The organism is Kribbella sp. NBC_01505 (genome assembly GCF_045040285.1).
Taxonomy (GTDB): Bacteria; Actinomycetota; Actinomycetes; order Propionibacteriales; family Kribbellaceae; genus Kribbella.
This window is the reverse complement of sequence record NZ_CP109425.1, coordinates 1825376-1836934: the sequence shown is the minus strand read 5'-3', so window position 1 is coordinate 1836934 and position 11559 is coordinate 1825376. Positions and strand designations below refer to the sequence as shown.

General features: G+C 68.3%; 10 protein-coding genes. 9 read left to right on the top strand and 1 reads right to left on the bottom strand.

The window, feature by feature from the left end; translation table 11 throughout:
- Positions 1–1220: 1220 nt before the first annotated feature.
- The 9 genes from OG474_RS08355 (at position 1221) to OG474_RS08315 (ending at position 10794) form a co-directional block, all read left to right on the top strand.
- Positions 1221–2753 (top strand): ABC transporter substrate-binding protein, encoded by a 1533-nt coding sequence (locus tag OG474_RS08355; RefSeq protein ID WP_405061648.1) that lies wholly within the window; start codon positions 1221–1223, stop codon positions 2751–2753.
- Positions 2754–3692: an ABC transporter permease gene (locus OG474_RS08350; protein ID WP_405061647.1), complete on the top strand. Its 939-nt coding sequence runs from the start codon at positions 2754–2756 to the stop codon at positions 3690–3692.
- On the top strand, positions 3689–4507 hold the full coding sequence (locus OG474_RS08345) for an ABC transporter permease (protein ID WP_405061646.1): 819 nt from the start codon (positions 3689–3691) through the stop codon (positions 4505–4507). The genes OG474_RS08350 and OG474_RS08345 overlap by 4 nt, the downstream gene beginning before the upstream one ends.
- Positions 4504–6048 (top strand): ABC transporter ATP-binding protein, encoded by a 1545-nt coding sequence (locus OG474_RS08340; RefSeq protein ID WP_405061645.1) that lies wholly within the window; start codon positions 4504–4506, stop codon positions 6046–6048. The genes OG474_RS08345 and OG474_RS08340 overlap by 4 nt, the downstream gene beginning before the upstream one ends.
- Before the next feature lie 185 nt (positions 6049–6233).
- Positions 6234–7286, top strand: a complete 1053-nt coding sequence (locus OG474_RS08335) for a pyridoxal-phosphate dependent enzyme (RefSeq protein ID WP_405061644.1) — start codon at positions 6234–6236, stop codon at positions 7284–7286.
- 10 nt (positions 7287–7296) lie between these two features.
- The gene (locus OG474_RS08330) at positions 7297–8052 is read left to right on the top strand and encodes a phytanoyl-CoA dioxygenase family protein (RefSeq protein ID WP_405061643.1); all 756 of its coding nucleotides are present in this window, start codon (positions 7297–7299) and stop codon (positions 8050–8052) included.
- Positions 8049–8849, top strand: a complete 801-nt coding sequence (locus OG474_RS08325) for a Rossmann-like domain-containing protein (protein ID WP_405061642.1) — start codon at positions 8049–8051, stop codon at positions 8847–8849. The genes OG474_RS08330 and OG474_RS08325 overlap by 4 nt, the downstream gene beginning before the upstream one ends.
- On the top strand, positions 8846–10093 hold the full coding sequence (locus tag OG474_RS08320; protein ID WP_405061641.1) for an MFS transporter: 1248 nt from the start codon (positions 8846–8848) through the stop codon (positions 10091–10093). Before OG474_RS08325 ends, OG474_RS08320 begins: the two co-directional genes overlap by 4 nt.
- A gap of 20 nt (positions 10094–10113) precedes the next feature.
- The gene (locus tag OG474_RS08315) at positions 10114–10794 is read left to right on the top strand and encodes a DUF1707 domain-containing protein (RefSeq protein ID WP_405061640.1); all 681 of its coding nucleotides are present in this window, start codon (positions 10114–10116) and stop codon (positions 10792–10794) included.
- A 9-nt stretch (positions 10795–10803) separates the two neighbouring features.
- Here OG474_RS08315 and OG474_RS08310 read toward each other — a convergent pair whose 3' ends face one another.
- Entirely contained in the window at positions 10804–11499 is a 696-nt protein-coding gene (locus OG474_RS08310; protein ID WP_405061639.1) for a hypothetical protein, read from the bottom strand.
- Between the last annotated feature and the right edge of the window lie 60 nt (positions 11500–11559).

Here is an 11559-nt window from a genome sequence, read left to right as displayed (position 1 = left end):
GATCGTCGGACGTTAACGCGGTGGCTGGTTCAACGTCCGAAGGACCTGTAGGCGTGGTCTCCGGATCGTCGGACGTTAGCTGGGGCGGTGGTGGTGGCTGGGCGGGTCTGTGGCTGAGGGGAGGGTGCGGTCGGCGATCGCGTGCTTCGTCGCCTCGGGCTGACGGGCTTCGGCTGAGGTCGCGAAAAGCAGCCACCAACCGGGGGTTTGAACAGGAACCGGTGGGTCGGCACAGGTCATTACTTTGTTCAAGCCCCCCGCGCGCCCTCCGGACCCCGGGAGTTGGCCGGGAACCACAGTTCGTCGACCCTCAACCCAGGGCAACGGGAGTTCGGTCGCTGGCCTTCCTTCCCGTCCACAACCCGGGGGTTTGAACAGGAACCGGTGGGTCGGCACAGGTCATTACTTGTTCAAGCCCCCCGTGCGCCCTCCGGACCCCCGGGAGTTGGCCGGGAACCACAGTTCGTCGACCCTCAACCCAGGGCAACGGGAGTTCGGTCGCTGGCCTTCCTTCCCGTCCACAACCCGGGGGTTTGAACAGGAACCGGTGGGTTGGCACAGGTCATTACTTGTTCAAGCCCCCCGCGCGCCCTCCGCACCCCAGGGAGTTGGCCGGGAACCACAGTTCGGCAACCCCAGGCAACGGCGGCTCGGTCACCGGCCTTCCTTCCCGGACCGCAACCGAAGCCCGTCAGCCCCAAGCGACGCACGCGGGATCGCCGACCGCACCATCCCCCTCAGCCATCGGATCGGCCCGCCATCCCGCCTTCAATCGGCCGGAGCGGCGACCAGCCACCCATGCACGTCGCCGGCCGAGACCTCGCCCCACGCTAACCGGTGGATTTTCGTCACCGGGCACCCACGATCCACCGGATAGCGCGAAGCTCGTCCGGGATCCGGGCGATCCGGCGTACCGGGGACAGTAAATGGGGGCTGCGGACATCCCCACGGTCCTCAGCAGGGGGTGCGTGGTTGCCCGGAAACGCTCGGGGGCCGGGGGCCGGGGGTCGCCGGTGCGCGGTCGCGGGGGCCGCCGGTGAGGGTGCGCGGTTCGGGAGGGGGGCGGCTGGTGGGTGGTTACGGGGAGTGGTTGGAGGGTGGGGGTGTCAGACACGCCGTTACGGAGAGCAGCGGGTGAGTGGGGGAGGAAAGAATGGGGGCGTCCCGTTCAGATGCGCGCTGAATTGACAATCGTTTTCACTAACGTGAGGATGGTGCGCGTGTCCGTTGCGCTGAATCGACGTGGATTTCTGGGGCTTGCCGGCGCGCTGGGGGTGGCGGCGCTGAGTGGTTGCGGGGCGGGCGGTGCTGCGTCCGGGCAGCCGAAGGCGGGTGGGCGGCTTCGGGCCGTGTACGCCGGTGGCGGGGCGAAGGAGGTGCTCGACCCGCACGTTCAGAGTTTGTTCGTGGACATCGCCCGGCATAAGGCGATCTACGAGAAGCTGGTCGAGCTCGGGCCCGATCTGAAGCCGGTCGCGAGGCTCGCGGAGAAGTGGGAGCACGACGGCAAGGCGCTCACCTGGCGGTTCAGTCTGCGGGACGCGACCTTCCATGACGGCAGCAAGCTGACCGCCGAGGACGTGCTGTACAGCCTGGGCCGGATCGCGGACCCCGCCGTACCGGACCGGGTCGCGCAGTCCTCGCTGGCGACGCTCGACCTCAAGCGCTCCAAGGCGATCGACCCGCGGACGGTCGAGCTCGTGCTGGCCGCGCCGAATGCGGAGTTCCCCGCGTTGCTGGCCGGGATCGGGACGCAGATCGTGCGCGACGGGTTCAAGGATCCGACCAAGCCGAACGGGACCGGCGCGTTCAAGTTCGTGTCGTTCGAGGCTGGGCGATCGATGGTCGCCGGCCGGTACGACGATTACTGGGACGGTACGGCGAAGATCGAGGAGCTGCACGTGCTCTCGGCCGACACCGAGGCGCGGGCGAACGCCGTACAGGGTGGTCAGGCGGAGTATGCGAACGACATGACCGCGACCTTCGCCCGGACCGCCGAGGCGGGGAAGTCGGTGCGGATCGTGGCCGCGAAGGCGAGCACGATGCAGGCGTTCGTGATGAAGGTGGACCGGGCGCCGTTCGACAACCCGGATGTGCGGCTGGCGTTCAAGCTGCTCGCGGATCGGCAGCGGCTGGTCGACGTCGTGCTGGCCGGGCGGGGGACGGTCGGGAACGACCTGTTCGGGAAGGGATTCCAGTACTACCCCGACGATTTGCCGCAGCGGGAGCGGAACGTCGACGAGGCCAAGGCGCTGCTGAAGAAGGCCGGGCTGGTGAACAAGGAGATCGAGATCTTCACGGCCGACGCGTCGGCCGGGTTCGTCGAGGCGGCGACGCTGTTCGCCGAGCAGGTCGGAGAGGCTGGGGTGAAGCTCAAGGTGACCACCGGGAGCCCGACGACCTATCAGAAGGACCTGCTGACCCAAGGTGTCATCGGCAACCATCGCTCCGGCGCGATGCCGATCCCGCAGTACATGGTCGATCGGCTGCTGACGAAGTCCCCGTTCAACGTCACGCACTGGCGGAAGCCGGCGTTCGACGCGGCGTTCGCGGCGGCGCAGGTGCAGACGGACGAGGCGACGCGGTCGGCGAAGTACGGCGAGCTGCAGCGGACCCTGCGTGATGACGGCGGAATACTGGCCTGGGGTCTCCCGGACTACCTGGTCGCGGTCGCGCCGAAGGTGCAGGGGGTGGAGGCGGTGCCGCCGAACACCGTCGACTTCGGCCGGTTCGACAAGGTGTGGCTGACCTGAATGCGGTCGTACGCCGCTGGGCGCGCCGCACTCGCCGTTCTCCAGCTTGCGGTGCTGTCCGTGCTGGTCTTCGTGCTCACGTCTTTGCTGCCGGGAGATGCGGCGGATCTGCGGTTCACCGAGACGCTCTCACCTGAGCAAGTGGATCGGCTGCGGGAGCAGCTCGGACTGGATCAACCCGCGCCGGAGCGGTTCCTGCACTGGTTTGGCGGCGTGCTGTCCGGTGATCTCGGTACGTCGCTGATCTCCGGCGGGCCGGTGAGTTCGATCGTCCGGGACTCGATCGGCGCGACGTTGGTGCTGACGCTGGCCACGCTCGCTGTCGTGGTTCCGTTGGCTGTTGCCCTCGGCATCTTGATGGGAACGCGCGAGAACGGGCGGATCGACCGGGCGATCACCTCGGTGACGCTCGCGTTGAGCGCGATCCCGGACTTCGTGATCGCGGTCGTACTGGTCGCGGTCTTCTCGCTGAAGCTCGGCTGGCTGCCGGCCACCTGGATCGGCAGCTCCCTGCTGACCTCGCCGGTGCTGCTGGTTCTGCCCGTCACAGTGTTGCTGGGACGCACGGTCTGCCTGCTCTCCCGTCAGGTCCGCGCCGGCACCATCACTGCTTTGAACGCCGAGTACGTCGTCCAGGCGCGTCGGCTCGGTGTTCCCCGACGGCAGGTGCTGCTGCGCCACGTGCTGCCGAACGCCGCCGTACCGGGGGTCCAGGAACTGGCCCGAACCGGTGACACGCTGCTTGGTGGAGTCCTCGTGGTTGAAGCCATCTTCGCGATCCCGGGCTTCGCTACCGCACTGGTGGACGGCGTTGAGACGCGCGATATTCCAACGGTTCAGGGCCTCACACTTGTCCTGGCAGTTGCTGCCTTGTTGATCAACCTTGGTGCTGATCTGGTGTGCAACCGCTTGGTGCCCAGAACGGAGCTCCTCCGATGAGGGCCCGGTTGGCCGCGATTGCCGCGCGGGTGCCGCTGGTCGTGTCGGCGCTGCTCGTCCTCATCCCGCTGGTGATTGCGGTACTCGGCCCCCTTCTTCCGCACCGTGCACGACCCGGCCTGCCTTACGCGGGCGACGGCGTACTGGGGACTGACGGGTTGGGCCGGGATGTCCTTGGCTTGGTGCTGGTCGGTGGACGGACGGCGTTGGGAATGGCGTTCGGAGCGGTGGTGATCGCCTATCTGGTCGGCGGGTTGATCGGCTTGGTGGCGGCATCGACCCGACACCGCTGGTTGGACGAGCTGCTGATCCGGCCGCTGGATGTCTTGCTGCCGTTACCTTCCTTGCTGGTGATCAGCGTGGTGGCGGTCGGGTGGCGGGCTTCGGCGTTGGCGATCACGCTGGCTGTTGCCATGGTCAACGTTCCGACCGTCGCGCGGTTGGTGCGGGCCGCCGCTCTGGATGCGGCGAGCTCGCCGGTGGTCGAGGCGCTCCGGATGCAACGCGAGTCCTGGGTGACCATCCAACTCGGGTACGTCGGTCGCGCGGTCATCGGACCGGTTGCCGCCGACATCGGTACCCGGATCACGCTGGCCGTCTTCCTGGTTGCCTCGGTCAACTTCCTCGGCCTCGGTCTGAGCCCGACCGCCTCCGACTGGGCGGTCAGCGTCTCCCGCAACCGCGAGGGACTTCTGCTCCAACCCTGGTCAGTCCTGGCGCCAGCTGTGCTCCTGGTCTCCTTCACCCTCGGCTTCAACCTCCTCGCCGACCGCCTCGTCCACCGCACCCGGCGTCTGACGGTGAGCCCGGTATGAACCCGCTCGCCAAGGTCACCCGACTGAGCGCAACGGCCGGATCCGCCGTGTTGGTGGACGACGTGAGCTTTGACGTGTTCGCGGGGGAGGTGACGGCGCTCGTGGGCGCCTCCGGGTCGGGGAAGACCACCTCCGCACTCGCACTTCTCGGAGAGAGCGGGAACGGGGTTCGCCTGGAAGGTGAGGTGGTTGTCGACGGCGAGACTGTTGTTGACGGCAACGGCGTGACCGCTGTGGCCGATCACATCCGTGGCCGCGTGGTGGCCTACATGCCTCAGCATCCAGGCAGTGCGCTCAACCCGGCGCGACGAGTGGGAGCGACGCTAAAAGAGCTGGAGCGGTTGCATCACCCCGGCGAAGCGGTGGTGCAGGAGGCTCTCCGAGGTGCTCAGGTGCCGGGGGATCGGGAGACGCTGCGACGGTTTCCACATCAGTTCTCGGGTGGGCAGCGGCAGCGGGTCGCGCTGGCGCAGGCGTTGACGTGCCGGCCGAAGGTCCTGGTGCTGGATGAACCGAGCACGGGGCTCGACTCGATCACGCGGCTGCAACTGGCCGATGAGCTGCGGGAGCTTGCGGCCGGCGGTCTCGGCATCTTGCTGCTGAGTCACGATCTCGGGCTGGTTCGCGAGCTGGCGACCCACGTCGTCGTACTGAATGCCGGCCAGGTGATCGCCGCCGGCGGCACCGAGGTTCTCCCGCCCAGCTGGGAACCGCAGTCCACGGGAACCACCCACCCCGGCCAACCGTTGCTCCAGGCAATGAACCTGTCCGCGTCGGTCCGCCCCCGAGGTCGCATCCCGGTCTTGCACGGCGTCGATCTCGTCGTCGAGTCAGGTAACAGCGTCGGTGTAGTCGGCCGCTCCGGTAGCGGCAAGACAACACTCGCCCGCTGCCTGGCCGGCCTGCATGAACGCAGCACCGGCCAAGTGACGCTCGACGGCGAACCGCTCCCCGTCCTCCGCAAACGCACCCGCGAGCAGAACCGCCGCGTCCAGTACGTCTGGCAGGAAGTCCGCGGCTCGTTCGACGAACGCCGACCGGTCGACCAGCAAGTCGCCCGCACCGCCCAACGCCTCCGCGGCCTCACTCCCGACCGCGCCCACGCGGAGGCTGTCGCCACGCTCGCGCGCCTCGGCGTCTCCGCGATCACCGCTGCCCGCCCGCCCAGCCGCCTCTCCGGCGGCGAGCTCCAACGCGCGGCACTGGCAAGAGCGGTCCTCGCCGAACCCGACGTACTGATCTGCGACGAGATCACCACCGCACTCGACGACGTCGGTACGGCGCTCGTCGTCGACCTGCTCGCCGAGCTGAAGAACCGCGGTACGGCGCTCGTCTGGATCGGTCACGACCTCGGACTGGTCGCGGCAGTCGCCGACCACGTGCTGGTGATCGACGCCGGCCGGATCGTCGAGCAAGGCCCACCGGCGACCGTGATGACCGAACCACACCATGAACTGACCCAGCGGCTGGTGAGCGCAGCCCGCCTGGGTCGGCCCGAAGCTCCGCCCGAGTTGCCCACACCGTTAGGGCGTGTCTCTTGACTCCCCGCCTACTGCGCTGCACTCGGCACGGCACCTCGCCGCACTGGAGGCAAGGCCACGATGGAAAAGCATCGAGGCCTCCCCTCCAGCACGCCGAGCTACCGCACCGAGCACATGCTCGCTACGGCGCGGACTCAAGAGACACGCCCTGTCGATACTGCTGACACGAGGAGCGAACCGCGGCGATGAAGTCTGCGCGACTGCACGACCATTTGGCGGAGGCGATCAAGGACCCGGACCCGATCAGGGTCGGGGACGACCTGATCTGCCTGCGGTTCGAGACGATGAAGGTGTACTCCGCGCTCGGTGCGGTCCGGCATCTCCTGGAGACCGGCGTGGTCCGGCCCGGGGACACGCTGATCGACAGTTCGAGCGGGATCTACGCGCATGCGCTCGCGCTGGCCTGCCACCGCTATGGAATGCGATGTCACATCGTCGGCTCGACCACAGTCGACCGGACACTCCGGGTCCAGCTGGAGATCCTCGGCGCGACCGTCGAACAGGTCCCGTCGTCGAACAACCTGCACCTGGACCAGAACCTGCGGGTCCGCCGGATCGGCGAGATCCTGCGCGACAACCCGACGTACCACTGGATGCAGCAGTATCACGACGACATCCACTACCTCGGGTACGGCGCTGTCGCGGATCTGGTCGCCGAGCTCGTGCCGGCCGGGCCGCTGTGCCTGGTCGGCGGGGTAGGCACCGGCGCGTCGACCGGCGCGATCGCGGAGTACCTGCGGAACCGCGGCCGAGATGTGAACCTGGTCGGCGTCCAGCCGTTCGGGAGTATCACCTTCGGGGCCGGGCACACCCAGGACCCGGAGATGATCATCGCCGGGATCGGCAGCTCGATCGAGTTCCGCAATGTGCGGCACGAGCTGTACGACCGGCTGCACTGGGTGTCGTTCGACTACGCGATGTCGGCGGCGGTCGACCTGCTCCGGACCTCCGGGGTGTTCGCCGGGCTGTCGGCGGGGGCGGCGTACCTGACTGCCTTGTGGGAACACACCTGCGACAGCGCCCGGACGCACGTCTTCCTGGCCGCCGACACCGGCACCCGGTACGTCGACTCTGCTTTTTCCCGTCATGCCGAGGCGTTGCCGATGGCATCGATGCGGCCGCGGGAGATCGATTCGCTGGCGGAGCTCGCGGTGCCGTGGTCGGCGATGGACTGGGACCGCCGGGAGCCGGCCGCGAGTCGGCGCGAGGAGTTTCCATCCGCGACGCCGTCGCATTAACGTAGGTTGAGTGACGGGGTATGTGGTGCTGGAATCGTTGTTCACGGCCGCTGAGGTGGAGCGGTTGCGCGGCGTCGCCGAGCAGGTGCACGCCGAGGTCGTGGCCGCGGCCGAGGCCGGGGAGACCGACGTGACCGTGTGGCCGGACGGGCACCGGCTGGAGAAAGTCCGCGGTACGACGATCCACTGGGAGCCGGACGCGGTCGGCAAGGCGGTGCGCAGCCTGTCGCCGGTGTCGCAGCTGCATCCGGCGCTGGACGAGTTGTGGGACGAGCCGCGGCTGGTCGACCCGATGAGTTCGTTGATCGGGGCAAGGGCCGGCCGGTTCGTGGCGAAGCTGAACTTCAAGCGGGCCGGGGTCGGCTCGGAGTTCGCCTGGCATCAGGACTTTCCGTACTGGTACTGCTGCGCCGGCGACGCAGCGTACGACATCGCCACCGCGATCGTCATGCTCGACGACAACACCGTCGCGAACGGCGCGATGACACTGATCCCCGGCAGCCCCGCCAACGGCCCGGTACGGCGGGATCCGCGGGAGCCGACGGGTTTGCTCGTCGACCCGACCGCCGTCGACGTGGCGCGCGCGGTCACGGTCGAGGCGCCGGCTGGTTCCGTGCTGATGTTCCCGGGGTTGATGGTGCATCGATCGGCGCCGAACCGGACGGCCTCCGACCGCCGTTCGTTGCTCTACTGCTTCCAGCCGGCCGGTCGCCCCGAGTTGTCCGCCCTGACCTATGACCCCGAAAGGCTGGCCGCCCTGCCATGACCGTCTCCGAACTCACCCAAGCTGTGCTGGATGGCGCGCATGGACCCGACCCCGCGTCGTTGTCCGTCACCAGTGCGTTCTGGTTGCACCACACGACCCGACTCCCGGGTGCTGACGTCACCTACCGCAACCACTACGTGCTGCTGCGCGTCGGCGAGGTCTTCGGCGCGTGCTCATTCGAGTCCGGTGAGCTCGATCCGTCGTACTGCGCGGACACCTCGGGCCGCACGCTGGCCGACGTACTGCGCTCTGACGATCCGCTGCCGGTGCGTATCGCCGCGCTGGACGCCTACCTGGCTGCCGTCGAGCCGCACCATCTGGCGCGGGCCGAGGAGGTGGTCCTGCCAGGCGGTACGCCGGATGTGCGGGCCCGTGCTCGGGATGCCGCCGTTGCTGGATTGCTCGACGTTGCCGAAGGCACCAAGGTTGCGCTGATCGGTGTCGTCAATCCGCTCGTCGACGCGATCACCGCCCGCGGTGGGATCTGCCTGCCGTGCGACTTCAACCTTCGGGAGACCGCCTCCGGTCTGCCGGTTTCCCGCGACATGCTCGAGGTTGTCGATGCCGCTGACGCTGTCGTCGCGACCGGGATGACCTTGTCCAACGGCTCCTTCGACATCCTGCTGAATCGTTGCCGTGAGCAAGCGAAGCCGCTGGCCATCTATGCTCAGACCGGAAGCGCCGTCGCCCGCGCCTTCCTCGGTTCCGGTGTGACCGCGCTGTCCGCCGAACCCTTCCCCTTCTCGCAGTTCTCCGCCCGCCCCACCTCCCTCTACCGCTACAGGACTGACGAATGACCACCCCGAACTCCTTGCCGGCAGCCCCCATTTTGTCTCCGGGTGGCGGCGCGCTGCCGCCACGAGTGGAAGAAGTGCCGAGCGACTGGCGGATGGCGCGGCGGTTGTGGCCGTTCCTGCTCGCCTCGACCGTCAGTCTGATTCCGTTCACGGTGTTCGGGATGTATCTCGTCCCGATCGCGGCGGCGGCGAATGGGAAGGTTGCCGAGATCGGCGGGCTGCGGGGGCTCGGTGGTCTGGCTGCGTTGGTGGTCGGGTTCGCGTTGGCGCCGTTGATCGACCGACTCGCCCGCGAGCTGGTAGCTGCTAGCGGGCTGGCGTTGCTCGGGATCTCCGCGTTGCTGGGTGCCATCGGCAACGTGTGGGCGTTGGCGGCGTTCTGTCTGCTGATCGGCGCGTCCACGTCGATCCTGGGGCCGTCGATCGGTGCTGCGGCTGCCGATCGGTTCAATACCCCGGCGGCGGCCGGGCGGGCGGCGACGCTGGTGTCCGCGACCACGTCGGCGATGGCGATGCTGGCCGCGCCGGTGCTCGCCGTACCGGGGCTGTTGTGGGGCTGGCGGGGCAACCTGATCGCTGCGGCGGTCGTCTCGCTGTCCTTGTCCGCCGCGTTCTTCTGGCGGGGGCGAGGCCGGAAGGCGCCGGTGCGAGCTGAGCGGATGAGCTACCTCGCCACCTACCGCGAGCTGGGACGGATTCCGGGCGCCGTACCGCTGCTCGTGGTCGCGATGCTGCGGACGGCGGCCTTCATGGGCTACCTCGCCTACCTGGCCGCGTTCTACGACGAGAAGTTCGACCTGGCGCCCGGTTGGTTCGCGCTGGTGTGGTCGCTGAGTGGCGCGTCGTTCTTCCTCGGCAACCTGCTGTCCGGTCGCTACCTCGCGATGGACCGGCCGTGGATCGGCCCGGAGCGGATGCTGCTCCTCGGCCTCGGTGTCGCGCTGGTCAGCATCGCGGCGTTCTACTTCTCCCCGACCATCCCGCTGACGCTGCTGCTCACCGCGCTGATGGGGGCGAGCCACGCGACCGTCGCCGCCTGCGTCACGACCCTGCTGGTACGGCGAAGTGGCGACCTGCGCGGATCCGCGCTGAGTGTGAACGCGGCCGGGATGAGTCTGGGCACGTTTCTCGGCGCCGCGCTCGGCGGTCTGGGGCTCGGCCTCGGTGGATACCCCGGGACAGCCCTGACTTTCGCCTCGATCACCCTGGTTGCGGTGCTTTGCGCACTGCGCGTGCGCCGATAGGCGATATATCGTTCTGTCTTATGGAGAATCTGCCCGACCGCCCGAACCCGCACGCGCACCTCCGCGCGTCCGACATCGACCGCGACCAGGTCGTCGACGTCCTGCGGGACGCGCTGATGACGGGCCGGCTGACCCAGGACGAGCATGCGGAGCGGCTCGAGCAGACCCTGCAGGCGCGCACCCTCGGCGAGCTCGAGCCGATCACCAGTGACCTCCTCGTTCCCGACGGTCGCCAGTCGCCGCTCCCGTCGAGCGTGCCGGCCCGGACGGTGTCGAACAGCCCGGTCCCGATCGAGAATCCGGCCGATCCCGACGACAGCTTCACCACGATGGTCGCGATCTTCGGCGGCGTGGAGCGCAAGGGCAGTTGGCGGGTGAAGCGCCGTACCAATGCCTTCGCGGTGTTCGGTGGCCAGGACCTCGACATGACGGACGCGATCTTCGAGGGCAAGGAAGTCACCATCTGGACGTTCGCCGTCTTCGGCGGGATCGACATCACGGTGCCCGAGGGCGTGACGGTCCGCAACGAGGGCGTCGGCATCTTCGGCGGCTTCGCGGCCAACGGCAGCGACACCCCGCATCCCGACGCCCCGACCGTCGTCGTCAAGGGCCTCGCCCTCTTCGGCGGCGTCGGCGGCCAGTCCTCCGCCAAGCGCCACAAGAAGCGCTTCCACGGCGGCCACGGCCAGCTCGGCCACTGACGGGCCGGGTCATTCGGTGAAGCTGACGCCGCCTTGGGTCAACCTGACGGCGTTGCTGTCTTCCCACCTGGCCGGGCTCGGCTCCTCGGCTCTGTCGTCCTGCGGCCGGAGGAACTGACACCCGTATGACGTCGGTGTGTCCAAGGTGACGACTTGGATGGCCGGGATGTCGTCGCACCGGAGCTCGGGCTCGTCCGGGTGGCTGTTGTACCAGGCGGCATGAACAGCCTCGCGGAGCAGCACTCCCTGCTGCGGTTCGGCGTTGTACTCGATCAGGTTGTTCGTGGATTTGCGGGAGCCGATGGTGACAGTCCATCGCACTGGCTTGCCTTGGTAGATGACGGTGCAGTTGGTGGTGGCACCGGCGACGACCCGTAACCGGCCGCCGGCACAGCTGACCGTGGTCTTGGCCGGGAAGCCGGCGATGACCTGGGTGTCCCGCATCATGTCGTCGAGGATCTGCCCGCTGACCGACGAGGTGCCGTGCGGCGCGAAGGTGAAGTCGCTCGTGAGCAGAGGCCGTCGCGGCTCACCGATCCGTACCGCGAGAGGGGTGCCGACGACCGGGAGCTTCCCGGACTCGTCCGCTGTTGGCGTCGGTCGCCAGGTGGGCGTCATCAACGGCAGCGGATCGACGTAGTCGTCCTCCGGGGTGCAACCGGCGAACAGCAGCACGAGAACGCAGACCACCGGGAATCGTCGCACTCTTAGCAGTCTAGAGCGGTTCCGAGGGTTCGGGCGGGGGCGACAGCAACAGGTCAGCCA

Coding starts and splice junctions, on each gene's coding strand:
- OG474_RS08315 (WP_405061640.1), top strand. CDS start 10,114: ATGGAGAATCTGCCCGACCGCCCGAACCCGCACGCGCACCTCCGCGCG.
- OG474_RS08325 (WP_405061642.1), top strand. CDS start 8,049: ATGACCGTCTCCGAACTCACCCAAGCTGTGCTGGATGGCGCGCATGGA.
- OG474_RS08320 (WP_405061641.1), top strand. CDS start 8,846: ATGACCACCCCGAACTCCTTGCCGGCAGCCCCCATTTTGTCTCCGGGT.
- OG474_RS08340 (WP_405061645.1), top strand. CDS start 4,504: ATGAACCCGCTCGCCAAGGTCACCCGACTGAGCGCAACGGCCGGATCC.
- OG474_RS08345 (WP_405061646.1), top strand. CDS start 3,689: ATGAGGGCCCGGTTGGCCGCGATTGCCGCGCGGGTGCCGCTGGTCGTG.
- OG474_RS08350 (WP_405061647.1), top strand. CDS start 2,754: ATGCGGTCGTACGCCGCTGGGCGCGCCGCACTCGCCGTTCTCCAGCTT.
- OG474_RS08335 (WP_405061644.1), top strand. CDS start 6,234: ATGAAGTCTGCGCGACTGCACGACCATTTGGCGGAGGCGATCAAGGAC.